Annotated in this window: 23 protein-coding genes; 12 read left to right on the plus strand and 11 right to left on the minus strand. The window is 72.9% G+C overall.

The window, feature by feature from the left end; all coding sequences use genetic code 11:
- Positions 1-104 precede the first annotated feature (104 nt).
- A complete protein-coding gene (locus ACWEV0_RS24955; protein ID WP_453151673.1) occupies positions 105-1,019 on the plus strand; it encodes a hypothetical protein in 915 nt (304 codons plus the stop codon).
- 107 nt (positions 1,020-1,126) lie between these two features.
- On the opposite strand, the gene ACWEV0_RS24960 is transcribed toward ACWEV0_RS24955, so the two are convergent.
- From ACWEV0_RS24960 to ACWEV0_RS24970, 3 genes are all read right to left on the minus strand, one after another.
- Positions 1,127-1,798 carry a DUF6766 family protein gene (locus tag ACWEV0_RS24960; RefSeq protein WP_453151674.1) on the minus strand — a complete coding sequence of 224 codons (672 nt, stop codon included), beginning with the start codon at positions 1,796-1,798 and terminating at the stop codon, positions 1,127-1,129.
- Between the two features lie 118 nt (positions 1,799-1,916).
- Positions 1,917-2,396, minus strand: coding sequence for a hypothetical protein (locus ACWEV0_RS24965; RefSeq protein WP_453151675.1), 480 nt, complete (start codon positions 2,394-2,396; stop codon positions 1,917-1,919).
- Between the two features lie 218 nt (positions 2,397-2,614).
- A complete protein-coding gene (locus ACWEV0_RS24970) occupies positions 2,615-3,619 on the minus strand; it encodes an endonuclease/exonuclease/phosphatase family protein (protein ID WP_453151677.1) in 1,005 nt (334 codons plus the stop codon).
- Positions 3,620-3,767: 148 nt separating this feature from the next.
- Here ACWEV0_RS24970 and ACWEV0_RS24975 point away from each other — a divergent pair, with 148 nt between their 5' ends.
- Entirely contained in the window at positions 3,768-4,322 is a 555-nt protein-coding gene (locus tag ACWEV0_RS24975; protein WP_453151678.1) for a 2OG-Fe dioxygenase family protein, read from the plus strand.
- Between the two features lie 46 nt (positions 4,323-4,368).
- Complete coding sequence (locus ACWEV0_RS24980; protein ID WP_453151680.1) at positions 4,369-5,037, plus strand: GNAT family N-acetyltransferase; 669 nt, start codon at positions 4,369-4,371, stop codon at positions 5,035-5,037.
- Between the two features lie 41 nt (positions 5,038-5,078).
- Here the strand turns inward: ACWEV0_RS24980 and ACWEV0_RS24985 are convergent, their stop codons facing one another.
- Positions 5,079-5,531, minus strand: a complete 453-nt coding sequence (locus tag ACWEV0_RS24985) for an Lrp/AsnC family transcriptional regulator (RefSeq protein ID WP_451610190.1) — start codon at positions 5,529-5,531, stop codon at positions 5,079-5,081.
- Positions 5,532-5,644: 113 nt separating this feature from the next.
- Here ACWEV0_RS24985 and ACWEV0_RS24990 point away from each other — a divergent pair, with 113 nt between their 5' ends.
- From ACWEV0_RS24990 to ACWEV0_RS25015, 6 genes are all read left to right on the plus strand, one after another.
- Positions 5,645-6,451, plus strand: coding sequence for a LysE family translocator (locus tag ACWEV0_RS24990; protein WP_453151681.1), 807 nt, complete (start codon positions 5,645-5,647; stop codon positions 6,449-6,451).
- 55 nt (positions 6,452-6,506) lie between these two features.
- Positions 6,507-6,764, plus strand: a complete 258-nt coding sequence (locus tag ACWEV0_RS24995; RefSeq protein ID WP_453151683.1) for a hypothetical protein — start codon at positions 6,507-6,509, stop codon at positions 6,762-6,764.
- The gene (locus tag ACWEV0_RS25000) at positions 6,761-7,729 is read left to right on the plus strand and encodes an MBL fold metallo-hydrolase (RefSeq protein ID WP_453151684.1); all 969 of its coding nucleotides are present in this window, start codon (positions 6,761-6,763) and stop codon (positions 7,727-7,729) included. Before ACWEV0_RS24995 ends, ACWEV0_RS25000 begins: the two co-directional genes overlap by 4 nt.
- Before the next feature lie 67 nt (positions 7,730-7,796).
- Positions 7,797-8,492, plus strand: coding sequence for a class I SAM-dependent methyltransferase (locus ACWEV0_RS25005; protein WP_453151685.1), 696 nt, complete (start codon positions 7,797-7,799; stop codon positions 8,490-8,492).
- A 409-nt stretch (positions 8,493-8,901) separates the two neighbouring features.
- Positions 8,902-12,462, plus strand: coding sequence for a phage tail protein (locus ACWEV0_RS25010; RefSeq protein WP_453151686.1), 3,561 nt, complete (start codon positions 8,902-8,904; stop codon positions 12,460-12,462).
- Positions 12,463-12,543: 81 nt separating this feature from the next.
- The gene (locus ACWEV0_RS25015) at positions 12,544-13,236 is read left to right on the plus strand and encodes a hypothetical protein (RefSeq protein ID WP_453151687.1); all 693 of its coding nucleotides are present in this window, start codon (positions 12,544-12,546) and stop codon (positions 13,234-13,236) included.
- Between the two features lie 58 nt (positions 13,237-13,294).
- On the opposite strand, the gene ACWEV0_RS25020 is transcribed toward ACWEV0_RS25015, so the two are convergent.
- From ACWEV0_RS25020 to ACWEV0_RS25035, 4 genes are all read right to left on the minus strand, one after another.
- Positions 13,295-13,915, minus strand: coding sequence for a vitamin K epoxide reductase family protein (locus ACWEV0_RS25020; protein ID WP_453151688.1), 621 nt, complete (start codon positions 13,913-13,915; stop codon positions 13,295-13,297).
- The gene (gene hemG, locus ACWEV0_RS25025) at positions 13,912-15,324 is read right to left on the minus strand and encodes a protoporphyrinogen oxidase (RefSeq protein WP_453151689.1); all 1,413 of its coding nucleotides are present in this window, start codon (positions 15,322-15,324) and stop codon (positions 13,912-13,914) included. Before hemG ends, ACWEV0_RS25020 begins: the two co-directional genes overlap by 4 nt.
- A gap of 337 nt (positions 15,325-15,661) precedes the next feature.
- Complete coding sequence (locus tag ACWEV0_RS25030; RefSeq protein ID WP_453151690.1) at positions 15,662-19,036, minus strand: pyruvate carboxylase; 3,375 nt, start codon at positions 19,034-19,036, stop codon at positions 15,662-15,664.
- 10 nt (positions 19,037-19,046) lie between these two features.
- Complete coding sequence (locus tag ACWEV0_RS25035; protein WP_453151691.1) at positions 19,047-19,682, minus strand: hypothetical protein; 636 nt, start codon at positions 19,680-19,682, stop codon at positions 19,047-19,049.
- A 120-nt stretch (positions 19,683-19,802) separates the two neighbouring features.
- On the opposite strand from ACWEV0_RS25035, the gene ACWEV0_RS25040 reads away from it, so the two are divergent.
- Positions 19,803-20,567 (plus strand): polysaccharide pyruvyl transferase family protein, encoded by a 765-nt coding sequence (locus ACWEV0_RS25040; RefSeq protein WP_453151692.1) that lies wholly within the window; start codon positions 19,803-19,805, stop codon positions 20,565-20,567.
- Positions 20,564-21,388, plus strand: coding sequence for an aspartyl/asparaginyl beta-hydroxylase domain-containing protein (locus tag ACWEV0_RS25045; RefSeq protein ID WP_453151693.1), 825 nt, complete (start codon positions 20,564-20,566; stop codon positions 21,386-21,388). Before ACWEV0_RS25040 ends, ACWEV0_RS25045 begins: the two co-directional genes overlap by 4 nt.
- A gap of 5 nt (positions 21,389-21,393) precedes the next feature.
- Here the strand turns inward: ACWEV0_RS25045 and ACWEV0_RS25050 are convergent, their stop codons facing one another.
- Positions 21,394-23,700 carry a sulfotransferase family protein gene (locus tag ACWEV0_RS25050; protein ID WP_453151694.1) on the minus strand — a complete coding sequence of 769 codons (2,307 nt, stop codon included), beginning with the start codon at positions 23,698-23,700 and terminating at the stop codon, positions 21,394-21,396.
- Positions 23,697-25,058: a 2OG-Fe(II) oxygenase gene (locus ACWEV0_RS25055; protein ID WP_453151695.1), complete on the minus strand. Its 1,362-nt coding sequence runs from the start codon at positions 25,056-25,058 to the stop codon at positions 23,697-23,699. Before ACWEV0_RS25055 ends, ACWEV0_RS25050 begins: the two co-directional genes overlap by 4 nt.
- 131 nt (positions 25,059-25,189) lie before the next feature.
- Between ACWEV0_RS25055 and ACWEV0_RS25060 the strand changes: the two genes are divergently transcribed.
- On the plus strand, positions 25,190-26,131 hold the full coding sequence (locus tag ACWEV0_RS25060) for a hypothetical protein (protein WP_453151697.1): 942 nt from the start codon (positions 25,190-25,192) through the stop codon (positions 26,129-26,131).
- Here ACWEV0_RS25060 and ACWEV0_RS25065 read toward each other — a convergent pair.
- Positions 26,067-26,894, minus strand: coding sequence for a DUF1826 domain-containing protein (locus ACWEV0_RS25065; protein WP_453151699.1), 828 nt, complete (start codon positions 26,892-26,894; stop codon positions 26,067-26,069). The genes ACWEV0_RS25060 and ACWEV0_RS25065 overlap by 65 nt on opposite strands.
- Positions 26,895-26,950: the final 56 nt, after the last annotated feature.

Raw genomic sequence — 26,950 nt, forward strand, 5'->3', positions numbered from 1 at the left:
AGGGCTGCCCCGCGCGCGCGGCCCCGGCCCACCGCCGGGGGCGGGCGCACCGCGCAACTCACACGTACACGCATACGAACACGTACACCGGAGGTTCGGGGACGATGCCCCGCCGCAACCCGCTCTCGCGCGCGGCCGCCCGGACGGCGCCGCTTCTCGTCGCGGCCGGCGTCCTGGCCGGTCTGACCGCGTGTTCCGGCCCGACCGGCCCCACCGTGTCGTCCGGCCCGACCGCCGCCCCGGCGCAGGACGGGCTTCCGCAGCGCCCCGCCCCCACCGCCACGGTCCCGGTCACCTCCGCGATGCCCGCGGACGTCGCGGACATGGTGCTTCCGACGACGGGCGCGCAGACCCGCTGGACGCAGGGGCTCGACGCGTTCGGGCGCCTGGCCGCGGACACGGCCGTACGGGACTGCCTGGCCGAGCAGGAGACGCCCGCCCCGCCGCACGAGCCGCCGGCCTTCGTGCGCTTCTCCGACATCCCCGACCTGCCGTTCATCGCGCGCAACGGATTCAACGGCGTGATCGTCCCCGGCGCGGCCGACGGCTCGAAGGACCGCCCCGCCGAGGGCTCCGGGCAGAAGGTCCAGGAGCGCTGCATGCGGACCGGCATGGCCGTGGACCAGAGCCTGCGGTCGCTGTACCTGAAGGTGCAGGGCCAGTGGTTCCAGGAGGAGTCGTCGCTGCGCAGCAACCCCCGGGTCGTCGCCGCGCTCCGGAGCTTCGGCCCGTGCCTGGCCGCGCACAAGGTCGAAGCACGGGACGAGAACGCCTTCTTCGCGCTCGTCGACCGGCGCCTGCAGGCGGGCGACACCGCAGGCGAGCACGCCCTGGCCGGCACGTACGCGGTCTGCATGAAGCCGGTCGAGGACCTCCGAGCCGAGCTGCGCAAGCCCCTCGCCGCGCGCTTCCGCGCCGCCCACCGCGAGGACATCGCGGCGCTGAACACCACGCTGCCCGCCAGGATCCACGAGCTGGAGCGGCGCTACTCCGTCCGGATCTCCTTCCCCGCGCTCTGACGCGTGGCCCTCCGGTGCGGGTCAAGGGCGTTGCGCCGGATCGGCGAGGCCGCTGCACCGGGGCCCGCCCGGCCCGTGGGATCCGGCCCGCGGGCCTGGCCCGTGGGTCAGCCCTCGACGCCCGTGGCCGAGTGGGCCGAGCCGACGGGCTTGGACTCCGGGGAGCCGCGCTGTCGGAGGTAGACGGACAGGATGGCCATGGCGCACACCGCCAGGAGTTCGGACTGCCAGTTCTGCAGCGAACGGTTCCAGAAGTCGGCGGAGGCGAGATAGGCGCCCCAGTCGATCGGGGCCTGGAGCTGACGCAGCCGCAGGTCGTTGTAGGCGGAGACGCCGGAGACGGACTGCGCGAACCAGGACAGCACGAAGAAGACGGCCATGGTGAGGCCGAGCGAGCGGGAGTAGACGGCCTGCCGCCAGTCCTTCGTCCCCGCCCAGTGGGGCGACTCGGGCTGGGCGTGATCGCCCATCCGCTGCTCGCGCTCGGTCTCCACGCCCGCGTTGTCCAGGGGCTTCGACTCGGGCGAGCCGCGCTGGAGGAGATGGACGGTCCCGAAGATGTAGAGGAAGAACTGCAGGAACTCGGACTGCCAGTTCTCGGTGACGTCCACCGCGAAGTCGGAGGACATGAGGTAGTCGCCGAGGCCGATCTGCTGGAGGCCCTGGACGGCGAGCTGCTCGTTGAACTCCGCCCGGCCGGAGACCGCCTGGGCGGCGAGCACGATCAGGAAGGCCGCCCCGAACGCGAGGGACAGGCTGTTGGCGCGCCAGAAGGACATGCCCTCCGTCCGGTCTGCGCCCCGCTCCGCCGTCACCGGTGCAGCGCTCCGATCACGGTGAAGTAGCCGAGCCCGCCCAGGATGGTCAGGACACAGGTGACGAACATGATCCTCATGGTCAGGATCCCTTCAGAGAGCACTGGTACGGCTCGTCTTCCGAGGCGGGGACGCAACCGGCCGCGGTGACCTTCCAGCCGCGGTCGAACTGCGAGAGGAACAGGGTGTCCCGCTCCATCCGCAGCAGCGCCTGACGCCCGTAGACCTGCATGCCGCGCGCGGCGCCCGGGCGCGGCAGGCCGAGCGAGCGCAGGGCCGGGCCGCAGGGCCCCTTGCCCTCCTCCTCCACCTGGTCCCGGGTGTCGGGGGCGAGCAGCTCGCAGCCCGCCCGGTAGTCCCCGACGGCCAGCGCCGCCGCGAACTTCAGGCCGGCATCCGTGGCACCGTCCTCGCGGGCCGCCGAGGCGCCGCATCCGCACAGGACGGCGCCGGCGAGCAGCGCACCGGTCAGGGCCCGGGCCGCCCCCGGCCGTAGGGACGAGAGGACGGTCAGGGGCCGGGCCGCCGCCCGCGGCCGTAGGGTCGAGAGGATCGTCACCACGGCCCCACCCTGCCCGGACGGGGCCCGGCAGGGTGGGGCCGCGCGGCCGAATGCGCGATCCCCGCCACCCGATCGGGGGCGGCTCCGCGGCGGCGACGGCCTCGACCCCGGGAGTGATCCCCCACCGCCGTGTCCTGGACTGCTTCTGCGAACTCCACTGCGGTGGAAATGAAGGCGTCCTCTGGGGAGCCGACGGGCCGCGCAGCACGCGGATCGGCTCAGCCCAGGGCGATCCGCGCGATGACCGGCAGATGGTCGCTGCCTGTGCGGGGCAGGGTGCGAACGCGGCCCACGGTGGCCGGGCGAGCCATGACCTGGTCGATCCGGGCCAGCGGGGCAGCGGCGGGGAAGCTGAAGGCGAAGCCCCGTGCCGGCACGTTCATCCGCGAGGTCAGCGGGGTCAGTCCACGGTCGTCGACCGTGCTGTTGAGGTCTCCGAGGAGTATCACCGTGTCGAGCTTCTCGGCGGCCACGGCCTTGCCCAGCAGGCCGGCGCTCTCGTCCCGCAAGGACGAGGCGAGGCCGGTCGTGCCGAGGCGAACCGACGGCAGGTGCGCGACGTACACCGCGATCTCGCGCTGCCGCGTGCGGACCACGGCACGCAGGCCACGGCTCCAGGGCTCGGTGATCCCGGCGGGCCTGATGTCCAGCTTCCGGGCATCCGTGAGCGGGTGTTTCGACCACAGTCCGACGGTGCCCGCCACCGCGTGGTACGGGTAGCGCGGGGCGAGGACTCCCTCGTAGACCGGTAGCGCCGACGGCACCAGCTCCTCCAGGGCGATGAGGTCCGGCCCTGCGTCCGCCAGGGAGCGGGCCGTGCCCGCGGGGTCGGTGTTCTCGTCGCTCACGTTGTGCTGCACCACGACGAGGTCGTCCGCACCGGGCTCCGCACCGGGCAGCAGCAGCCCCCCGAAGAGATTCGTCCACACCGCCACCGGAAGGAGCAGGGTCAGCAGCGCGAACGTCGAGCGGCGCAGCAGCGCCAGGCCCGACAACACCATGATCACAACGCCGGACCAGGGCAGGAAGGACTCCAGGAGACTGCCCACGTGCCCGGGGGAGTTCGGAACCAGCCGATGGAACGTCAGTACCACCGCTGTCAGCACCGCCAGCCCGCCGAGCACCCGGCCACGCGTGCGGGACGTCCGCTCGCTCGCCTTCCCGCTCACGGCCTCCGCACCGGTGTCCGTACCGGTGTCCGCGCCGGTGTCCCGCTCCCCCATGGCTTCCCCTCCACGCATCGGACCGGAGATCACCGGCCCGGGCCTGACGCATCCTCCCCATCGGATCACGCCGCCGGAACGAGTATTCAGGAACGAGCTTCAGTACTCGTGCCGCGGCCCAGCTCGGCTGAACCCGTCGGCGTGCGCCATGGTGCGTGGCGATCTGTCGCACCGGGCGGATCTGCTGGACGATGCGGGGCATGGAGGCCATGGGGGGACGCGAGCTGGCCCCGTTCCGGGACGCCGAGGCGTCCGATCCCTTCTTCCTCGCCCTGGCTTCCTCGCCCTGGTCCACCACAACGCGGCCGTCTTCGACGCCTGCGCGGGGCCGCGGCCCTCCCGCCTGGGAGGTCGACGCCCATCTCGTACGCGTCACGGCGCGCCCAGGCTCGCCCGGCCTGCCCTCGCCCGAGGTCGGCACCGCGACGGATTCGACTCCATCGCGCTGCACCACTTCGCCCGCCACAACGTCACCGGCGGCCGCACGACCGTCTACGCCGCGGAACCCGGGTCTCCGGCCTCCCCGCCCCTCACCGAGCGCACCTTCACCGCGCCGCTGGACAGCCTGTACGCGGCGGACGCCCGCGTCCTGCACGACGTGAGCCCGCTCGGACAGGGCCCGCGGCAGGGTCCGGGCCACCGGGACATGCTGATGAGCTTCACCGCCCGCGCCGGGGCCCAGCGCGCCGCCTTCGCGGGCTGAGGCCCCGCCTGAGCGCGGACGGCGGACGGCAGTAAGGTCCCTGGTCGTGGAGATATCGACGCTGTGGCGAAGGGCGGTACGCCGCACGCCGCTCGTGCCCGTCCGGTGCGCTGACGGCCACCACGTCCTGCGCACCGCGCGACTGGTGCTGCGTACGCCCCGGGATCTCCTGGACGCGGCGATCGGCGAGGCGGTCGCGGCCGACCCGGAGGCGCAGCGTTGGCTGGGCTGGACCGCGGACACCGTCATCGACAGCCGGGTGGCCGAGCATCTCCTCGGCATCGACGACAGCAACCGCGCGGAGCGCCTGCGCTCCTTCCGCGCCCCCGTTCGCCGCCGGCTGGCCCGACGGCTCGTGCCCGGCGACCACGTCCAGCGGCACGCGCTGCTGGCCGTCGACGCGGTGACCGGCCGCGCGGTGGGGATGGGCTCGGTCATGCTGGACGAAGGGACCATCGGCCTCCAGATCGCCCCGGCCTACCGGCGTCAGGGTCTCGGCGTCGAACTCGCCGAGGCGACCGCCCGGTTCGCCCACGACCACCTCGGCCTGGAGGTGGTGCGGGCCGGCACCGAGAAGTCGAACGACCGCTGCCGCCGAGCGCTGAGCGCCGCCGGCTTCCTCCCCTGCGACGGCCCGACCCGCCACACCCTCCCGGACGGCAGGGTCATCGACTCCGTCTGGTACCGGCACGGCCCGAGCGAGACCTCTCGCTGAGGAGCCGGTCCCGTACCGGCTGCTCCTGCACTACTCCGGCTCTACTCCGGCAGCGGCCGCTCGTCGATCACGTTCTTCATGACGAGGGTGGAGGTCAGGCGCTGGACGCCGGGCAGCTTGGCGAGCTGCTGGTCGTAGAGGTGCTGGTAGGCGACGAGGTCGGTGGTGGCGACGCGCAGCAGGTAGTCGGGTTCGCCGAACAGGCGCTGGGCCTGGATGACGTGCGGGATCTCGGTGACGGCCTCCTCGAAGGCGGTGACGGTCTCGGGGGACTCCCAGCGCAGGGTGGCGAAGACGAGCGCCTCGAAGTTCAGGCCGATGGCGGCGGGGTCGACGACCGCGCGGTAGCCGCGGATGGCGCCCTCGCGTTCGAGGTCGCGCAGGCGGCGGTGGCAGGGCGAGACGCTGAGCTGTACGCGGGCGGCCAGTTCGGTGACCGTCAGACGGCCGTCCAGCTGCAGCTCGGTAAGAATCTTCCGGTCCAGGGCATCCATGGAGAAGATTCTCCCTCAGGGAGCGCGATCATGGAGTAAGAACGCAAACACTTTCGGGCATATGCCGCCTAGCCTTCCCTCTCGGACGCACGGAACGTGAGAGGGAACCATCGATGGACACGACGACACTGGCAGCCTTCCTGGCGGTGGATCTGCTGCTGGTGTTCACGCCCGGCGCGGACTGGGCGTACGCGATCTCCGCCGGACTGCGGGAACGGTCCGTCGTCCCGGCGGTCGCCGGGCTGATCGCCGGCTACGCCGGGTACACGCTGCTCGCCGTCGCGGGCCTGGTGATGATCGTGGCGGGCTCGCCGGCCGTCCTGACGGCGCTGACCGTCGCCGGGGCCGGGTACCTGGTGTGGCTGGGCTGGGGCATGCTGCGGAAGCCGGCCGTGCCGGCGGCCTCCGAGGAGGCGATCGGGCCCGGGGGCGCCGCCGGGTTCTCCGGGGCCGCCGCATCCTCGGGGATCGCCGGATCCTTTGGGGCCGCCGCCTCCGCCGGGACTGCCGGGTCCTTCGGGGCCGCCGCCTCCGCGGACGCCACCGGGCCCTCCGCCTCCACCGCGTCCGCCGGAGCCGCCGGGAACGCCGGAGCCGCCGGGAACGCGGGGGCTTCCCGTGCGCGGCTCGTGATCAGGGGCATGGGGATCAGCGGTCTCAACCCGAAGGCGCTGCTCCTTTACTTCTCGCTCTTCCCGCAGTTCATCGACACCTCGGGCGGCTGGCCGGTCGCCGCGCAGACCGGGCTGCTCGGCACGCTCCACATGACGGCCTGCGCCGTCGTCTACCTGGGCGTCGGCGTCCTCGCGCGCACGGTACTGAAGACCCGGCCTTCGGCCGCCCGGGCCGTCACCCGCGCCTCCGGTGTCATGATGATCGTCATCGGCGGCTTCCTGCTCGTGGAACGTCTGGCCGGCTGACCCGGCCCCGCCCCACCTCACCCGGCCCCGCCCGTACGCGGACGAAGGAGAGCACGTGGACGACCCGACGCAGCAGCAACAGGGGAGCCATGCGGTGCGAAAGCGGATACGGGCGAGCTCGCCGGCCGCCGGCGACCGCATCGAGGCGATCGGGACGGCGCTCAGGTCCGGACGCACCCTGACCGTCTGCGAGTTGAAGGTGTACGGGGCCGGGGGCGGCGGAGCTGAGGGCGGCGGCGGGCGGACGCCCGTCGCGACCGGCCGGCGGACGCCGGTCCGCGTGAACGGGCGCGTGAACGGGCCCGCGCTGTGAGCGCGCGCACCTCCCCCGCGCTGCCGTCCTGGGCGACGTGGTGGCAGCGGCCCTTCCCCGACGCCAACACGCTGCTGCTGCACGGGCAGCAACCGGCCCTGGTCGACAGCGGGTTCGTCGGTAGCGCGGCGGACACCGCCGACTGGGCCCGCGAGCGGGCCGGGGGCGTCGAACTGGTCGTGAACACGCACTGGCACTCCGACCACGTCGGCGGCAACGCCCTCCTCCAGGCGCGCGGCGCCGCCGTCGCGGCCGGGGCGCCGGAGGCGGAGCTGATCGCGCGACGGGATCCCGGCTGCTGCGCGGCCGAGTACCTGGACCAGCCCGTGGCCCCGTACACCGTCGACATCCCGCTCGACGACGGCCAGATCGTCAGGCTCGGCGACGCCGACTGGGAGGTCGTCCGCACGCCCGGGCACACTCCGGGCCATCTGGCGCTGTGGCAGCCGGAGGAGCGGCTGCTCGTGGTCGGGGACGCGCTGTCGGACTACGACGTGGGCTGGGTGAACCTCGCCCTCGACGGCCCCGAGGCCGCCGCCACCGCGCTCGCCTCCCTGAAGCGCATGGCCGACCTCGCCCCGCGCGTGATCCTGCCCTCCCACGGCCCGGTCCCCGCCGCCCCGGAGCCGGCCTTCGCCGCCGCGCTGCGCCGGGCCCAGCGGCTCGTCGACGACCCGCACGGCGCCGTCTGGTACGGGGCCAGGCGGATCTTCGCGTTCGCCCTGATGATCCGCGGCGGGATCCCGGCCGGCCAGGTCGAGCCGTATCTGCACGCGCGGGCGTGGCTGACCGACGCGGCCCGGCTCCTGGGCAGGACGCCCGAGGCGCTCGCCGACGAGCTGGTCACGACGATGCTCGGCAGCGGCGCCATCGTCCTGCGCGACGGGCGCCTGCACGCGGCCGCCGAACACGGGGCGACGGCACCGGAGTCGCTGCGGGTGCCCTTTCCGCGTGCGTGGCCGTGAGGTGCAGGTGGGTACGGGACCGAGGGCGGTGAACGAGGCGGGCAGGCACGGGTGTTAGCGTCCTTCCGTGGCGGAACACCAGGACGAGACCAGGGCGGCCTACGACGGCGTCGTCGAGCTGTACGCGTCGATGTTCTCCGACCGGCTGGAGACGCGGCCGTTCGCGCGGGCGATCATCGGCACCTTCGCCGAGCTGGTGCGCGGGAACGGGAATCTCCGGACCGCGGACGTCGGGTGCGGGCCCGGGCATCTGACGGCCATGCTGCACGACCTGGGCCTCGACGCGTTCGGGCTCGACCTCTCCCCCGCCATGGTCGCCCACGCCCGGCGGAACCGTCCGGCACTGCGCTTCGACGAGGCGCGGATGGAGGACCTGCCGGTCGAGGACGGCGCGCTCGGCGGCGTGCTGGCGCACTACTCGATGATCCACACCCCGCCCGGTGAACTGCCCGCACTGCTCGCCGAGCAGGTGCGTGTCCTGGCGCCGGGCGGCCTGCTCCTGGTCTCGTTCTTCGGGACCGACGGAGCCGACGGAGCCGGGCCCGTCCGGTTCGACCACAAGGTGACGCCGGCCTACGCCTGGCCGGTCGACCGGTTCGCCGAGCTGCTGAGCGACGCCGGCCTCGTCCCGTTCGCCCGGCTGGTCCACGATCCGGCCTCCGAACGGGGCTTTCTCGACGCCCACTTGCTGGCGCGTCGTGACCAGGGCCCACCCCACCCGACCCTGATCCGCCGGACAGGCCCGGGTGGGTCTGGGCGGTAGCCTCGCGAGGTCTGCCCCTTTCGCTGCCCGATAGGGCTACGGGCAGGCCCGCGATGCGCGTCACGATCGAGGGATGGGAGACGCGGTCGAGCGCGAACGGCAGGAGGCCGGCGCAGCGGCCCCACGTCGTCACGGCACGACCCCCGCCCCCGGCACCGAGGACCGGGCCACGGCCGTTCCCGCGCCGGCGGTGCCGGATCAGGCCGGTCCTGGCTCGCCGTTGAGCCGGGTGACCGCGCAACGCCTGCAACGGGCGGCGGGCAACCGCGCGGTCGCGGGGATGCTGGCCTCACGCCGCGCCGGGCCCAAGGCGGGTCCGCCGGGGCCGGCGCGCGTCGTGGCGCAGGCGTCGTCGGCGTCACCGTCCCCCGCGGCAAGTGAGGTACGCGCCGGTGAGGTACGCGCGGAGATGACGGACGCGGCGCCCGTGCAGCGTCTCGCGGCCGGCGCGCGGGCTCCCGCCGCGTCGTCGGCGAAGTTCTCCGCGGTGGCGTCGGACGTACGGAGCAAGAAGTCGGCCCTCGCGGCGCATCCGCCGCCGGCCACGACGGCGAACGCCGCGCAGGCCGCGGCGAAGCCGCCCGCCGACGACAGGCTCGCGCAGGGCAAGGCGGCGAACGCGGAGAAGATGAACGCCGCCCAGCCGGGCACCTTCGACAAGGCCGCCTTCGTGCGCGCCGTCAACGAGGCCATCAGCGCGCAGGCACCCAAGAACCTCGACGAAGCGGACAAGTTCAGCCGTTCGGGCAAGGCCGACGCGGTGAAGGGGCAGGTGCAGGGCCAGGTCGCGGACGGCAGGAAGAAGTCGGCCGACGCCATCGAGACCACGACGAAGGCGGCGCCCGACACCTCCGCGGCCAAGGAGAAGCCGGTCACGCCGCTGGCGCCGCAGCCCGCCGTCACCAATCCGGGTGCCCCCGACGCGTCCCAGGCGGTCCCGGACAAGGCCCCGGCCGCGGCGACGGACTTCTCGGCCGGGCCGAAACAGGTCGATCAGCAGATGGCCGACGCACAGGTCACCGAGGACCAGCTCGCCAAGTCCAACGAACCGGAGTTCACCACCGCGCTGAAGGACAAGAAGGCCGGAGAGCAGCACGCCGCCACCGCCCCCGGGCAGGTGCGGGCCGCCGAGGACAAGACCCTGACGACGGCGAAGGCCGCCGCCGCCACGGCCGGGGCCACCGCGATGAGCGGCCTGACCGCGGTCCGGCAGCAGACCGACACCCAGGTGCGGCAGGGCCAGCAGACCACCCAGACCGGCGACGAGAAGAAGCGCGCGGACGTCACCGCGAAGCTGCAGACGGTCTTCGACGCGACGAAGACCGAGGTCGAGGCCATCCTGTCCGGCCTGGACAAGAAGGTCGACGAGGCGTTCACCGCGGGCGAGAAGGCCGCGCGGGACGCCTTCACCGCGGACCACAAGCGCCGCATGGACGCGTACAAGGACAAGCGGTACTCGGGTTTCACCGGGAAGCTGAAGTGGGTCAAGGACAAGTTCGCCGGGCTGCCCGCGGAGGCCGACCAGATCTTCGTCGTGGCACGGCAGGGCTATGTGACCCGGATGCAGTCGGTGATCTCCGGGGTCGCGGACATCATCGGCGCCGAGCTGAACCGCGCGAAGCAGCGGATCGCGACCGGACGTCAGCAGCTGCAGGCCGAGGTGCAGAAGCTGCCTGCGGACCTGCAGGCGATCGGCAAGGAGGCCGCGGGACAGTTCGCGGGCAGGTTCGACTCCCTCACCGAGAGCGTGGATGCCAAGGGTCAGGAGCTGGTGCAGACCCTGGCGGACAAGTACAACTCCGCGCTCAAGGAGGTGGACGCGGAGATCGAGGCGGAGAAGGAGAAGAACAAGGGCCTGATCGCCAAGGCCGTGGACGCGGTCAAGGGCGTGATCACCACCATCCTCCAGCTCAAGGACCTCCTGCTCGGAGTCCTCGCCAAGGCCGCGCACGCGGTGATGGCGATCCTCAAGGACCCGATCGGCTTCCTCGGTCACCTCGTCTCCGCCGTCGGTGCCGGCCTGAAGAACTTCCTCGCCAACATCGGCACCCATCTGAAGAAGGGACTCATCGGCTGGCTGCTCGGCGCGATGTCCGGCGCGGGACTGCAATTGCCGGCGAAATTCGACCTGCGCGGCATTCTGACGATGATCGCCTCTTTGCTCGGGCTGACCTGGGGGGCGATCCGGGGCCGGATCGTCGCGAAGGGCATACCGGAGCAGGCCATGAGCGCGGTCGAATCCGGCGTGCCGATGGTGGCGAAGCTGCAGTCCGAGGGCGTCGCCGGAGTGACGGAGGAGATCAAGGACCAGATCGGGGACCTGAAGGAGAACCTGCTCGGCAAGATCTCCTCGTATCTGATCCCCACCGTGCTCATGGCCGGCATCACCTGGATCATCAGCCTCCTGAATCCGGCGAGCGCGTTCATCAAAGCCTGCAAGATGATCATCGACATCGTCACCTTCATCGTCGAACGCGGCGCCCAGATCATCGAATTCGTCAACGCCGTACTCGACGCCGTCATCGCCATCGCGGGCGGCGGTGGCGGAGGCGTACCCGAACTGATCGAGAACGCCCTGGCCAGGTCGATCCCCGTGCTGATCGGCGCGCTCGCGGCGATTCTCGGCATCGGCGGCATCGCGAACAAGGTCAAGAGCTTCTTCCAGGCCCTGTCGAAACCGGTGATGAAGGCCGTCGACTGGATCGTCGGCAAGATCGTGAAACTGGGCAAGGCCATCTGGGCCAGGCTCAAGGCGGCCGGAAAGAAGGTCAAGGACAGGTTCAGCGGCAAGAAGGGCGCCGACCGGAAGGCGCCGGGCAAGGACGCCGGGCCGGCCGCCGACCTTCCCCTCCCTTCGAAGCCGTTCTCGACCCGCGACGGGGAGAAGCACCAGGTGCTGTTCACGGGGCGCGGCGCCTCGGCGGAACTGAAGGTGCACAGCGTCGAGCAGCGCATCGAGGACTTCTTCCAGGCGTGGGCCGCGGAAGTGGCCAAGCTGCCCGATTCGAGTCCGGAGAAGGCCCAGCAGGCCCAGGCGCTGGCCGCCGCGAAGGCGAAGTCCGACGACGTCGGGAAGCGGAAGGACGCGCTGGGCAGGAACGGCACGGCCGACCCGCCGCGGCAGGCGGCGTACGACGCGCTGGTCGGCGACATGAGCACCCTCGCGCGACTCCTCGCCGCCCGCAGCCCGAAGCCGCCGATGCCGCCGCCCGTGCTGCCGCCGTTCGCCAACGGGGTCAAGGCCACCGGGTTCAAGGCGCAGTACCTCCCCAAGGACATTGCGAGCATCCATCCCGGCGAGGACGCGGCGAAGAATTCCGGTGCGACCCTGACCGGCTGGAGCTACGTCAGCCTGAACGGCCTCAACCCGCCCAATTCCACCGTCTGGGTGAAGATGCATCTGCTGCCCGCACCGCTGGGCGGCAAAGCCACCGACTCCAACCTGGTTCCGGCCCGCGCCACGACGAACACGAGCTTCCACTACGGCGTCGAGGACCCGGCCGCGCAGGCGCTGAGCGGTGGCCGTGAGGACATGATCTGGTACGAGGTCGACGTCAGCACCCATGCGAACCCCGACGGATTCCTGCAGAGCATCACGGTGCGCTGGGCAGGATACGAGGTGAAGGACGGTGACTGGCATCCCAAGTCGGCGAATTCCTCACTGAAGCAGGTGCTTTCGTCGGGCACGCAGACGACGCCGACCGGGGTGAACCCGCTGATGCTGAACGCGATCAGCCCGCACGGCTGGAAGGGTCTCAGTAATGCGATATTCGGCTCGAAGGACGAAGCGGCGTTCTGCCAGATGGTCATCGGTGAACTCGCGAACGGCGGCGACTTCACGAATGACATGTCCAAACTGAGGATGCGACTCACGGTCGCGAACAATGGCCGGAGGAACGGGATAGACGGAATTCAGGTGAAGATAGGCAAGCTGGTCGACGCCATCAAGGCGGGACGAATCCAGATCTGAGTCCAGATCTGAGTCCAGATCTGATTCCGGATCCAGGTCCGGATCTCAATCCAGATGCAGCGGACGGAGCAGTGAGCGGACATGGTCGATCGTGACCCCACCCCCATCGAGCGCCGGTTCCTCGACATGATCGAGTCGCTGAGGACGAACGACGCGATCGACGTCAGCGGGGTGAGGCGAGAGGACATCAGCGAGGTGGTCGAGGACTCGCTGGCCGGCTTCTCCCAACTGGAGGAGGTGTTCGGCATCGCTCTCGATCCCGCCCTCAAGGACCATCACGTCCGCTACTGGGAGCTCGGCATCCACTGGTACGCGGCCGGCGCCTCCGTCGGCGCGGGCGGCGAGTTCGTCCTGCACGAGCTGGTCGACGCGGTCATGTCCGGGCCGCCCGACGCGGGCGGCGCGCGCGACGAAGAGGAGCGCGCACTCTTCGAGGAGCTGCGCGTGGTCGACCACCAGCCGGAGGGCGGCGTCGCCGCCTTCGCGGCCGTCCGGCTCTCCGGCGACACCCTCGCGCCGCGGATGTGGGTGTACCGCTTCCCGCACGGCACCTTCGAACTCGAGCTGGACTACCCCGGATACCTGGAGGCACTTCTCCTGACCAGGGGGTTCTACGGCTGGCAGTTCCTCTACGCGGACGTACGCCTCGCCGACCCGGCGTACGCCCCGCTGGTCGACCTGATCCGGACCGGCCTCGACTTCCTGGCGGAGACGCTGCCGGATCCCCGCTACGAGGAGCTGGAGACCCGGCTGTCGAACCGGCTGCGCGGCTAGGTCGTGGCCGGAAGGACGCACAGGAGCGGCGCCCTCCCGGCCGGGGTGAGGTCCCGCCTCACAGCAGGCCGCTCCAGTAGTCCCAGAAGCGTGTCGCGATCAGCATCACCACACTGCCGCACCAGACGGCCGGCACCGCCCAGTGGAACTCCGTCGCCGCGGCGACCAGTCTGCCCGGCGCGCGCAGGATGCCGTGCTTCAGGTTGTGCACGGTCGTGTAGCAGAACATGACGACGGTCGCCGCCCAGGCCAGGCAGCACCACAGGCACAGGGCGCCGATCTCGTACAGCGCCTGGCTCATCAGCCACATGCAGAAGCCCGCGCCGAGCAGGGTGCCGAGGTTGAGACCGAGCCAGAACCAGCGTGGGTGGCGGGCCCCGGCGAGCGTGGCGAGGCCGATCGTGACGACGACGGCGTACGCGGCGAGGCCGAGCATGGGGTTGGGGAAGCCGAACACCGAGGCCTGCTCGCTCCGCATGACGCTGCCGCAGGAGAGCACAGGGCTCAGGTTGCAGGAGGGGACGAAGCCGGGGTCCGCGAGGAGGAGGAACTTGTCGAGGGTGATCACCCAGGAGGCGAGCAGCCCGAGGGCGCCGGTGACGACGAGGAGCCACGCGAAGGCCCGGCTCGCTGCCGTCCCGGCCGGCCGGTCCGACGGCTTGGTGTGCCCGCGCGTCACCCGGCGTCCACGAGCCCGAGCACCTCGTCGGCCGCACGCCGGCCGCTCGCCACGCAGTTCGCGATGCCGACGCCGTCGTACACGGCTCCGCACAGCCGGATCCGCGGCAGCTTGCCGACCGCCGCCCTGACCCGTTCGATCCGGGCGGCGTGGCCGACGGCGTACTGCGGCAGTCCGTCCTGCCAGCGGCTGACCTTCGCCGCCACGGGCGCGGCGGTCAGACCGAGCACGGTCCCCAGGTCGCGCCGGGCGGCCGCGACGAGTTCCGTGTCGTCCAGGTGGAGCGCCCGCTCGTCCCCGTGCCGGCCGATGGAGACGCGCAGGACGAAGAGCCGGGTGGCTGACTCGCGCAGCCAGCGCCATTTGTGGGTCAGCAGGGTGGCCGCCTTGATCGTGAGTCCTTCCACCGGCGGTACGAGGAACCCGCTGCCACCGGGCAGGACAGGCAGGTCGGTACGGCGGAAGGCGAGTGTCACGAGCGCCGGTGAGGCGTAGTCGACGTCCGACAGTTCGGCCGCGGCGGGGCACTCGCCCTCCAGCAGGCCGGCGGCGGTCCACGCGGGTGCCGCGAGGACCACGCCGTCGGCCGCGAGCGGGCCGCCGGGGGTGCGCACGCTCCATCCGTCGGGAGTGCGTTTCAGCGCGAGCGCCGGGGTGTCGAGAAGGATCCGGCCGCCCTTCTCGCGTACGGCTTCGGCAACGGCGCCCGGCAGCCTGCCGATGCCGCCGCTGATGCCCATGAACACCGGCCCGGCGGGCGCGGCCTGTGACGACGGGCCGTGCGCGGCGGTGACGGAGGCGACCGCGTCGAGCAGCGAAGGGTGCGTGCGGGCCGCCTCGAAGAGGGCCGGAACGGCCGAGCGCATGGAGATGCGGGAGGCGTCGCCCGCGTACACGCCGTCGAGCAGCGGCTCCAGGAGCCGGTCGACGACCTCCTGGCCGTACCGCTCGGCCACGTACGCGCCGATGGACACGTCTCCCGGGACGGGCGTGCGCGGCAGGGTGCGGTCCTGCTCCATGCGGGCGATGCCTTCCGGGGAGATCAGCCCTTCCAGCGCCGCGGCGTCGCCCGGCACGCCCAGGACGGTGCCGCGCGGCAGCGGGTGGAGGGCGGCCCGGCTCCACACGGCCGCGGAGGTCGTCACGGCCGGCTCCAGGCATTCGCCGAGCCCGACGGCGCGGGCCAGGTCGACCGCCTCCGGCCGGAGGGCGAACAGGGCCTCCGCTCCCAGGTCGACGGGAACGCCCGCGATCTCTCCGGCGCGGAGCTTGCCGCCGAGCCGTCCGGACGCCTCCAGGAGCGTCACGCGCGTCCCGGCCTCGACGAGCCGGTGCGCGGCTGCCAGGCCGGAGACGCCGCCTCCCACGACGACGACGTGTTCCGGATCCGGTGCGGTTCGAGCGACCATGTGCGGTGCCTTTCGTGCGAGAGCGGCGCGGTGGATCCCCGGCCCGGTTCCCGGAGCGTCGGCGGGCCGGGGATCCACCCGCAGTCAACGCGCGCGGGCCCGCACCCGACAGGGCCGAACGGCCCCACGGGGTCCCTACCGGGTCCCGGCCGGGTCCCGGCCCGCCCGCTCCGCGCCGGCAGATCGGCCGGCGAACTGCGGAGGCTCTCCCGCCAGTTGCGGCTCGTCGGCTTCGACCCGGCCGACCGCGACTCGTGCGTGGGCGCCGACGGGTCGGTCCCGGCCCGGTGGCCGGGACGCGACCCTCGCGCCCCGGCCACTGCCGGTCACCACTGCCTCAGGCGAGCTCGACGAGCAGGTCGCCGCCTTCCACCTGCTGGACACGGTTGATGGCGAGGCGTGACACCCGTCCACTCCTCGGAGCCGTGATCGAGGCTTCCATCTTCATCGCCTCGATGGTGGCCACCGTCGCGCCGGCTTCGACCTCGTCGCCCTCGGCGACCGCGAGCGTGACCACACCCGCGAACGGCGCGGCGACATGGCCGGGGTCGGAGCGGTCGGCCTTCTCGGTCACCGGGAGGCCGGCGGCCGCGGCCTTGTCGCGTACCTGGATGGGACGCAGCTGGCCGTTGAGCGTGGACATCACGGTGCGCATGCCGCGTTCGTCGGCCTCGCCGATGGCCTCCAGCTCGATGAGCAGCCGCACGCCGGGCCCGAAGTCGACGGCGTACTCCTTGCCGGGGCGCAGCCCGTAGAAGAAGTCCTTGCTGTCGAGCACGCTGGTGTCGCCGAACGCCTGGCGGTGGGCCTCGTACGCCTTCGTCGGGCCGGGGAAGAGCAGCCGGTTCAGCGTGGCGCGCCGGTCCTCGGCGAGGCCCTCGCGGTCCTCCGCCGTCAGCTGCGGGATCGGCTTGGGACCGGCGCGGCCCTGCAGGGCCTTGGTTCGGAAGGGCTCCGGCCAGCCGCCTGGCGGTGTGCCCAGCTCGCCGTGGAGGAAGCCGACGACGGAGTCGGGGATGTCGTACCGGTTCGGCGCCGCCTCGAAGTCCTCGGGCGCCACCCCGGCGCCCACGAGGTGCAGCGCGAGGTCGCCGACCACCTTCGACGAGGGCGTGACCTTCACGAGCCGGCCCAGCATCCGGTCGGCGGCGGCGTAGGTCGACTCGACGTCCTCGAAGCGGTCGCCGAGGCCGAGCGCGCGGGCCTGCGTGCGCAGGTTGGAGAGCTGCCCGCCGGGGATCTCGTGGTGGTAGACGCGCCCGGTCGGCGAGTCGAGACCGGCCTCGAAGGGGGCGTAGATCCTGCGGACGCTCTCCCAGTACGGCTCCAGGTCGCCGACCGCCTGCAGGTCGAGTCCGGTGGGCCGGTCGGAGTGGTCGGTCGCGGCGACGATCGCCGACAGCGAGGGCTGCGAGGTGGTGCCGGCCATGGAGGCCACGGCGCCGTCCACGGCGTCCGCGCCGGCCTGGATCGCCGCGAGGTAGGTGGCGAGCTGGCCGCCCGCGGTGTCGTGGGTGTGCAGGTGCACCGGCAGGCCGAACTCCCGGCGCAGCGCGGAGACGAGCGTGGCGGCGGCGGGGGCGCGCAGCAGGCCGGCCATGTCCTTGACCGCGAGCACGTGGGCGCCCGCGGCGACGATCTTCTCGGCGAGCCGCAGGTAGTAGTCGAGGGTGTAGAGCTTCTCCGCCGGGTCGGAGAGGTCGGAGGTGTAGCAGAGCGCGACCTCCGCGACGGCCGTCCCGGTCTCCCGTACGGCGTCGATGGCGGGCCGCATCTGGTCGACGTCGTTGAGCGCGTCGAAGATCCGGAAGATGTCGATCCCGGTGGCGGCGGCCTCCTGCACGAAGGCGTCGGTCACCTCGGTCGGGTAGGGGGTGTAGCCGACGGTGTTGCGGCCGCGCAGCAGCATCTGCAGACAGATGTTCGGTACGGCTTCGCGCAGCGCGGCAAGACGCTCCCAGGGGTCCTCGGCGAGGAAGCGCAGTGCGACGTCGTAGGTGGCGCCGCCCCAGCATTCGAGGGAGAGCAGCTGCGGCATGGTGTGCGCGACGGTCGGGGCGACGGCGAGCAGGTCCTTGGTGCGGACCCGGGTGGCGAGGAGCGACTGGTGGGCGTCGCGGAAGGTGGTGTCGGTGACGCCGATGGTCGGCGAGGCGCGCAGGCCGCGCGCGAAGCCCTCCGGGCCGAGCGCGGTGAGCCGCTGCTTCGAGCCGGCCGGCGGCGCGCCGGCGGGCAGCGGGGGCAGCTTGGCGGTCGGGGCGATCAGTTCGGGCCGCTGGCCGTGCGGCTTGTTCACGGTGACGTCGGCGAGGTAGGTGAGCAGCTTCGTGCCGCGGTCGGCCGAGTGGCGCGCGGTGAGCAGGTGCGGCCGCTGCTCGATGAAGGCGGTCGTGACGTGCCCGGCCTGGAAGTCCGGGTCGTCGAGCACGGCCTGGAGGAAGGGGATGTTGGTGGACACGCCCCGGATGCGGAACTCGGCGACCGCGCGCCGGGCCCGGCCGACGGCGGCCCGGAAGTCCCGGCCACGGCAGGTCAGCTTGACCAGCATCGAGTCGAAGTGGGCGCTGACCTCCGTGCCGGCGTGGGTGGTGCCGCCGTCGAGCCGGATGCCGGAGCCGCCCGGCGAGCGGTAGCCGCTGATCATGCCGGTGTCCGGGCGGAAGCCGTTGGCCGGGTCCTCGGTGGTGATGCGGCACTGCAGCGCGGCGCCGCGCAGCACGACGGACTCCTGCGTCAGGCCCAGGTCGGCGAGGGTCTCGCCGGCGGCGATGCGCAGCTGGGACTGCACCAGGTCGATGTCGGTGACCTCCTCGGTCACCGTGTGCTCGACCTGGATGCGCGGGTTCATCTCGATGAAGACGTGGTTGCCGTCGCGGTCGAGGAGGAACTCCACGGTGCCCGCGTTGCGGTAGCCGATCCGGCGGGCGAACCGCACGGCGTCGTCGCAGATGCGCTGCCGGACGGCCGGGTCGAGGTTCGGGGCGGGCGCGAGCTCGATCACCTTCTGGTGGCGGCGCTGCACGGAGCAGTCGCGCTCGTACAGGTGGATGACGTTTCCCTCGCCGTCGGCGAGGATCTGCACCTCGATGTGGCGGGGGTCGACGACGGCCTTCTCCAGGAAGACGGTGGCGTCGCCGAAGGCGGACTCGGCCTCGCGGGCCGCCGCCTCGATCGACTCGCGCAGCGTCGCCGGGTCCTCGACCCGGCGCATGCCGCGGCCGCCACCGCCCGCGACGGCCTTGACGAAGACGGGGAAGCCGATGTGCTCGGCGGCGGCGACCAGTGCGTCCACGTCGGTGGAGGGAGCCGAGGAGCCGAGCACGGGTACGCCGGCGGCGCGGGCGGCGGCCACCGCGCGCGCCTTGTTGCCGGTCAGTTCCAGGGTGCGCACGTCCGGGCCGACGAAGGTGATGCCCGCCTCCTCGCACGCGCGCGCGAGTTCCGGGTTCTCGGACAGGAATCCGTACCCGGGGTAGACCGCGTCGGCGCCGGCCAGGCGGGCCGCCCGGATGATCTCCGGCACGGAGAGGTACGCCCGTACGGGGTGCCCTTCCTCCCCGATCTCGTACGCCTCGTCGGCCTTCAGCCGGTGCAGCGAGTTTCGGTCCTCGTGCGGGAACACGGCGACGGTGCGCGCCCCCAGTTCGTAGCCGGCGCGGAACGCGCGAATCGCGATCTCCCCGCGGTTGGCTACCAGCACCTTGCGGAACATTGTGATCCCTTCACCAACCAGTGACTTCCTCGAGTTCGCGACGCAGGACTGCGTCGATGCCTCCCCTGCTCCAGTACCACCGGCACAGCCGCGGTACGCGCACCGCGGCCGTTTCCGCGCCGGCGCCGGCGTCCCCGTCGGCGTCGTACCAGGCGAACTCGGTGCGGTGGGCGGCGTGGGCGTGGGCGCCGAGGACGTTGAACTCGGAGAAGCCCCCAGGCGGCCGCCCTGCCACGTAGCGGTCCAGCGGGATCCCGTGACGTTCCAGGGACAGGGCGCGCACTTCCGGGTAGAGCAGCCGCGGATAGGTGAAGGGCGGCTGCTGCATGAAGTCGTAGGCGACCGGGCGGCCCAGGAACTCCTCCGTCGGGGCGAGCCAGGGGCGGTGCCGGCCGAGTCGGGAGACCGCCCGGCGGACGATCCACGGCCGGCCGGCGTCGAGCAGATCGGCAGGCGAGACAGGACGGGTGAAGACGACGTCCGAGTCGACGTGGCAGATCAGGTCGGCGTCCGTGATCTCGTCCGCGTACAGCTTGCTCACCTGCTGCCCCAGGTAGTCGTCCCGGTAGTCCGGGCAGACGCTCAGCCGTACGTCGCCGCCGACCGCCCGGCGCACCGCGGCCGAGCCGGTGCGCGGCGTGACCACGACGACCTCGGCGAAGCCGTGGCACCACCGCTCGATGGCCGCCAGGGCGTACCTCAGCCAGGTGACATCCCGGTGGTAGGTACGGATGAACAGGGCCGTCCGCTGGCTACAGTGACCGACGTGTCCGAGACCGTAGCCGCCTTCTGGTGCCGGGTGCCCAGCCAGGGCAACGTCGGTGACCGGCTCACTCCGTGGCTGATCCGCAGGATCGCCGGCGCCCCGGCCCGATGGGTCGCTCCGCACGCGCCCGGTCGCAAGCACTTCGTCACGGGCAGCGTGGTCGCGCTCGCGGGGCCGGGCTGCGTGGTGTGGGGAGCCGGGGTGATGGAGGCCGGCGAGTACGTCGACCCCCGGGCCGAACTGCTCGCCGTCCGGGGCCCGCTCACCCGGGAGGCGGCCCTGCGCTCGGGTGCGGTGTGTCCCCCGGTCTACGGCGACCCGGGGCTGCTCGTGCCGAGGTTCCTGCCGCGGCGTCCCGTCCGGGCGGGCGGCCGGCTCGCGGTCGTCCCGCACTTCGCCGACAAGGCCCGGGCCCGCCGCGGCGTTCCGGGGGGCTGGCGGATCGTCGACGTGCAGGGCGGCGTCGAGGACGTCGTGGAGCAGTTGACGGCTGCCCGTCTGGTCGCCTCGTCGAGCCTCCACGGCATCGTCCTCAGCCACGCCTACGGGATCCCCGCCGTCTGGATCAGGTTCCGTGACCTGCCCAGCGGCGACGACAGCAAGTTCCACGACTACTTCCTCTCGGTCGGAGTGCCGGTGCCGCCACCGGTGTCCGTCGGCCCCGTCGGCGCGGGCCTCGACCCGGTCGCGCTGGGCGATTTCGCGACGCTCCCGGCGGACCTGCCGGACCTGGACCTGCTCCTGGAGAGGTGCCCCTTCCGATGACCGGCCACGGCCACACCCATGACGGCGATCCGGATCCGCTGCTGGTCCTGCGCGGCATCCGGGACGCGAACTACCACCGCCCCGGCGTCCGTTGCCTGCGGCTGTTCCACGCGGACGCCCCGACCCTCCGCGGCCTCGTCGCGGAGGTGGAGCGGCTCCGCGCCCGGCACTCCCCCTCGCTGGCCGGCGCGCCGGGCCATGTGACGGCCTGGGCCGGTCCGCGCGGCCGGGTGGAGCAGTTCAGTCTGCTCAACGCGTCCGGCCGCTGCGACGACTTCTCCCGGGATCACGACCTGTCCTGCTTCGGCAAACGCTTCCACGACCGCACGCGCTACCCCGCCCTGGCCTCGCTGGCCGGGGCGCTGCCGCACCTGGTCAACTTCCGGGTCAACGTGCTCGGCGCGGGGGCGTCGCTCGCGCCGCACGAGGAGCACAGCGTGGTGCGGTCGCGGGCCGGGACCGTGGGTGTGCGGGCCCGCTTCCATCTGCCGCTGGTCACCGGCCCGGCGGCCACGCTGCTGCTCGACGGCGACGTCCACCGCCTGGAGGCCGGAACCGTCTACCTGGTCAACCACGGCTGTGTGCACGCGGCCACGAACGCCGGGGCCACGGCCCGCGTCCACCTCGTGTGGGACATGCTGGTGACCGCCGCTGCCGCCGAGGTGATGTTCGGTACGGGAGCGGTGCCCGACGGCTTCACCCGTGCCCGGACACGGGCCGTGCGGCCGGCGGGCCGGCGGACGGTCACCCGCTGGGAGCGGATCGCCCCGCAGGTGGCGGAGGCCGAGGCCCGGCACGTCGGCCTGCTCGACCCGCAGTAGCCCGTTCAGTACAGGGTCCTGGAGAACTCGGCCGGGACGTAGTGGAACAACAGGGAGGTGTGGGTGCTCCCGTCCGGCAGGGGCGGGCGCCAGTGCGGCACCTGGGTGCCCCTGAAGAGCACGGCCTCGCCGGGGCGTTGCACCAGGGACAGCCGTCCACGGGCGCTGTCGAGGAGCAGCGGCCAGCCGCCCGGGATTCCCGGTCCGGACTCGCCGAGCAGCAGGGACACCGTGAACTCGCACTGCTCGCGGTCGACGTGCCGGTCCAGGACGGCGCCGCCGCGGTACGCGGAGACGTAGGAGTAAGACGGCCGTACCGGCCGGCCGGCGAGGCGGCCCACCAGAGCGCTGAACTGATGGTGGAAGAAGCGCGACAACGACTCGTTGTACCAGCCGTACCGGCCCCTCACCTGCGCGTCGCCGAGCGGCCACGAGCCCTCCGCGATGAGCCGCTCGTAGTAGTCGAGCAGCGCCTCGCGGTGCCCGGGGCGTACGAGGCGGCCCATCCCGCAGACATCCGTGCGCCCGAACTCCTCGGCGCCTTCGGCCTGCGCCGCCTCGGCCCGCGCCGTCCGTCGCGCACGCGTCTCCGCCGTGCCCAGCGCACCGGCTCCGGCGAGGGCGGCGCGCAGCGGGTCCGGGAAGCCGGGCGGCAGGGGACGCCCGGGAGTGAGTTCGCGCAGCGCCCAGAAGTCCTCGAACCGCACCCAGTACGGGACGAGGGCGCCGGTCTCGGGCTCGTCGGTCCACAGGATCGGGCGGCCGGGCAGGAAGCGGTCGCGGAAGCGGGTCCGGCGCGCCATGCCCAGGGGGATGGTGACGCCTGCCTGGAGCACCGCCGCCGGATCGAGCACCGTGCCGTCTCCGGCGCCGTGGTCAGGCAGTTCGCCGTGGTCCGGGAGCCCGCCACGGTCCGGGAGTTCGCCGGGGTCGGTCTCGTGAAGCCAGCAGGCGAAGGAGGGGTTGTGGCCGGGGGCCTCCGGAGAGGCGCGGTCAGGTCGGGCCGGGCGGGATGTCTGGGGCATCGTTCTCTCGGGCATCGTGGTGCGTCCGTTCGTGAGGCGGCGCAGGGTGTGCCGCACGGCGTCGAGCGCCGACGGGTCGAAGCCGGGTGTGGTGCGCCATTTGCCGGGGCGCGGCGGGCTGATCGTCGTGGCCGACAGCGGCAGGTCCCGGCCCTGGGGCCCGGCGGGCAGGCCCAGGGCCGACTCCAGCCATCGCAGCGTACGGGCCGGTGCGGCGCGCAGTTCGGCGTAGTCGACGTCCACCCAGCGGCCGGCGGGCCGGAGGTCCCGGGCGTCGAGGATCGCCTCCACGGCGGCGGCCCACTGCCGGGCCGCGATCCGCGCGAGGTCCTCGCCGGCCCAGTCGCGCCAGCCCGGTGGCAGCAGCAGGTGCCAGGCCCCGCGTGGCCAGCCGGGCAGATCAGGGATGTTGACGAAGCCCGGATGCCGCCAGGCCCGCACCATGCTGGCCACCGTGTCGCGGGCGTCGCGGCGCAGATGGACGACCGTGGCATCGGGGAACAGCCGCAGCAGGAAGGGAAGCCGCAGGCTGTTCTCCGGGGTCTTCTCCAGGAGTCGGGGCGGCGGCGCGGTCCCAGGACCGCCGGTCCCGGGCCGGCGGCTTCCTCCCGCATCGCGCAGTTCGGCCAGGAACCCGGCCCGCACGGCCTCTCCCCAGGCCGTGGCGTCCTCGGCGTCCAGCGCGTGCGAGGCGTAGCCACGGGCCGCCGGATGGAGTCCGGGCACGCCCTCGATCACCCCTTCGCTCTCGCCGCCGACCGTCCAGAGGGCGGGGTTTCGGGCCAGGGCGTCGAACAGCGCGGTACTGCCAGAACGGGGCGGGGACACGATGATGACGGGCGCCGCCAGCGGGTCCGGGGGGAGCGGGCGGGCGTGGAACGAGGCCGGGGGAAGCGGGCCGGCGGGGAACGTGGCCGCCGGGAACGAAGCCGCGGGAAGCGGGGCAGCGGGCAACGGGGCCGCCGAGCATGCGGCCGACGGAAACGAGTCCGCCGGGACGGCGCGTACCGGGCCGGTGGCCGGTGTCCCCAGCCGGGCCAGAGCGGGGTCGCGGCCGGCGGGGAACGCGGAGAACTCCGCGGCCGCCCCCGCCGAGGCGAAGAGGTAGCGGGCGCGCACTCCCCGGGCGTCGGCCCGCACGGCGCGGGCCAGCAGCTCCGGCACGTCGGGGAAGGGGCCGTGGTGGGCCTCGCGCGCGGCCCGCCTCGCCGGGCCGGGCGGGAGCGCCACGTGGCCCACCACGGACCACGCCGTGACCTCGCCCCGCCCGTCCGGTCGGCCGCTCACGTCCGGTGGATCCAGCCGGTCACGCTGAACCGGCTGTCGGCGAACGCCTTGCTCGGCACGCGGACGGGCAGCACCTCGTGGTCGTGCCGGCTCGGGAAGAAGACGGCGAGGTTCGTGCGCGGCACGATGGTCTGGCTGCGGTCCGTGGGGACGATCCGCCCGTCCTCGACGACCGTCTCGAAGACGCGCAGCTCCCCGCCCGAGAACTGGCGCGGTTCGGTGGAGAAGAAGTAGACGAACGTGAGCTCGCGGGTGTCCCCGTCGTCGCTGTCACGGTGCATGCCGAAGTAGTCCCGGTCGCCGTTGGCCGTCACCTGGAGCTCGATGGGGCCCAGCGGGAACGCCGGGAAGCCGAGGCGGGCCCGTACCGCCTCCAGCTGCTCCTTGATGCGCTCCGTGAACAGTGCCTCGAAAGGACCGAGATCACGGAGGACCGAGCTGCGGCGGACCCGCTCGTCCACCACCGCCGCGCCCGGCCCGCGCGGCTGGATCGTGGCCGCCTTGAAATCGGACTCCCGGTCGAGGACGTACCGGAGGAGGTCGTCCTGCTCCGCGACGGTGAGGAATTCCCGTACGCCTTGGGCGACCTCGTCGATGACGTCGCGCTCGTACCGCCCGGTCCCCGTGGGCACGCCCGCCGGCTTGCTGTAGTGGCCGCCGCGCACCAGTCGGGCGATCTCCGACGCGACGGTGACCCGGTCCACCGTCCACTCCGCCCGCGATCCCAGATAGACCGTCCCGTGGAAGGCCGCGTTGCGCTCGAACACGTCGTCGGCGACCGCGCCCGCGAGCACGTCGACCGAGTCGGCGCCGGCCAGGCCCAGGTTCTTCAGCAGTTCGCGGGCCGGTGCGCGGTACGTCAGATAGCGCGCCGCCTCGGTGAGGAAGACGTCCTCGGTGCGCTCGAAGCCGGCACGGCGCATGGCCAGGTCGACGAGCCTCGACTCCTCGGCGACGAGGTAGTGCACCTGGGCGCCGGGGTCGACGGCCAGCGTCTCGAGCGCCTCCTTGTACAGGGCGGCGTGCAGGCCCGTGTTCGTCAGGTCCTCGTCGGCGACGTGCACCGGGCTCAGTCCCCAGCATCCGTCGGAGACGAGGTGCGTCTGCAGCACCGCGACGATGTTGCGCGCGCCCAGACCCCACGGCGGCCACGGCCGGTCACGGACCGCGGCGAAGATCTGCGAGTCTCCGTCGTGGAACAGCGGCAGCACCACCTCGTCCATGAGGTGCGGTGCGCCCGTGCGCCGGAAGAAGGCGTACAGGGCGGCCTTCGCGGTGTCGCTGAGCTCGTCGAAGATCTCGATCCGCGTGGCGCCGTTGCGATCCGTGAAGAAGTCGCGTCTGATGGGCTGGGTCATGGCCTCTCCTGTCATCTCGCTGGGTCGGTCCTGATGGGGCCGGTGTGACCTGTGCGGCCGGTGAGGCCTGTGTGGTCGCCGTGAACTCTGCGGCCGGTGGTGCCTCTGCGGCCTGTGTGGAAGGACGACGGGTGGACCTCGCCTCGGGGGCGCCGTTTCTGCGGGTGACCGGGCCGGGTGGCGAGGCACTGCCGTGGGTGGTGGTCCGGGCTCCCGTCGTCACGCACGCCCAGCACGCGCGGCTGAGCCGGCTCGCCCGCGAGGGCTGTCGCTTCGTCGGCGCCACGAGCTATCTGGGTTTCCCGGGCGCGGAGTTCCGTGACGAGCGCGACTACGGGCTGCTCTGCGAAGCGTGGCTGCACTGCTTCCGGGACCCGGACCGCTTCCTGCCGCCGAACGGGCCACGGGCCCTGGTGAGCGAGTCCGACTTCACCGACCCGCTCCGCGTCGACCCGCGCCGGGTCGGCCTTCGCCCGGCGACCGGGGCGCTGCCGCCGGAACTGCTCGCGGACGTGGTCCACGTATCGGGTGCGGAACCCTGGCGGCAGCGGGCCAAGAACTGGCCGCTCGCCGCACGCTGCCTGCGCCGGCTGGCCGCGGAGACCGGCCTGCGGATCCTGGTCGTCGACGCCCCGCCCGACGCGGACCCGGCGCCCGGCGTCACCTTGACGGGGCCGCTGGAGTGGCACCTGCTGCTCGCCGTGGTCTCGGCCGCGCGCTGCCTGTTCGTACCGGCCGTTCTCGACGCGTCGCCGAGGGTGCTCGCCGAGGCGCTCTGCCTGGACGTGCCCGTCGTCGTCAACCGGGCGATCCTGGGCGGCTGGCAGTACGTCAACCCCTTCACCGGCGTCTTCTTCGACGGCGAGGACGACGTGGTGCGCGCCGTTCTGGAGGCGGTCGGCGGCGCGCGCCGGCCGCGCTCCTGGTTCCTGGCCCATCACGGGCCGGCCCGCGCGGGCGCCCGCGTCCTCCGGCTGCTGCGCGCCCTCGATCCATCGCTGCCGGCCCTCAGCCATGTGCTGCTCGCCTCCGACCGGGGCCTGCCGGAACCCGCTGAGCCGGGGACACGTTGAGGACCAGCCGCGACGGTCCCTCCATGGGTGACCGGTGGATCCACGCGTCCGTCACGGGATGCGGCGACCAGTGCCGTCGCACGTCGATGTGCCGGAAGTACACGGTCGCGTCCGGCGGCACCCGGTGCACGACGGCCCGCGGCCGCAGGAACGACGGCGTCTCGTCCATGGCGACCAGCGGCCCGAGCGCCGCACCGGGCGTCGCCTCGCCACAGGAGCCGCAGGCCCCGGCCCCGGCCTCCCGCGCCATCCGCTCCCGGCGGGACAGATACGCGTAGAAGTCCTTCATGCTCACGACGTCGTCGCACGCCACGTACTCGGTCGTCGGCCCGTTGTAGACCCGTACGGCACCGGTCGTGGGCGCCTGCGGCGGAACCGTGTCGACGTGGAACCCGCAGCGGCGGGTGGGTGCCTCGGTGAAGACCCGCACCATCACGCGCCGCACCCGCGTCGTGGCCGTCACCTGCTCCACGATCCCCGTCATGTCGTCGAGCAGCGCCCGAGCGACCGCCCCGTCCGTACGGGCCAGGGCCGTGCGGGCCCAGTCGGCGAACTCGTCGCGGGAGACCGCGGCCAGCGTGGTACGGGCGATGACGAGCCGACGTGCGACCACCAGCTCGGCCAACTCGTCCAGCCAGCACGGACGTTCACCCCGGGCCAGGATGACGGCGGTCGGGCCGGGGTCCGACAGTCGGGCGATGTCCTGCGCCGTCTCCCCGCGGAGGACACCGCTGGGAAACGTCTCCTCGTCGATGGGGACCACGGACGGGACCGTAGTCGCGGTCCGGGCCGGATCCCGGCCCGACAGGCAGGGCCGGG

The organism is Streptomyces sp. NPDC003943, from assembly GCF_053605265.1.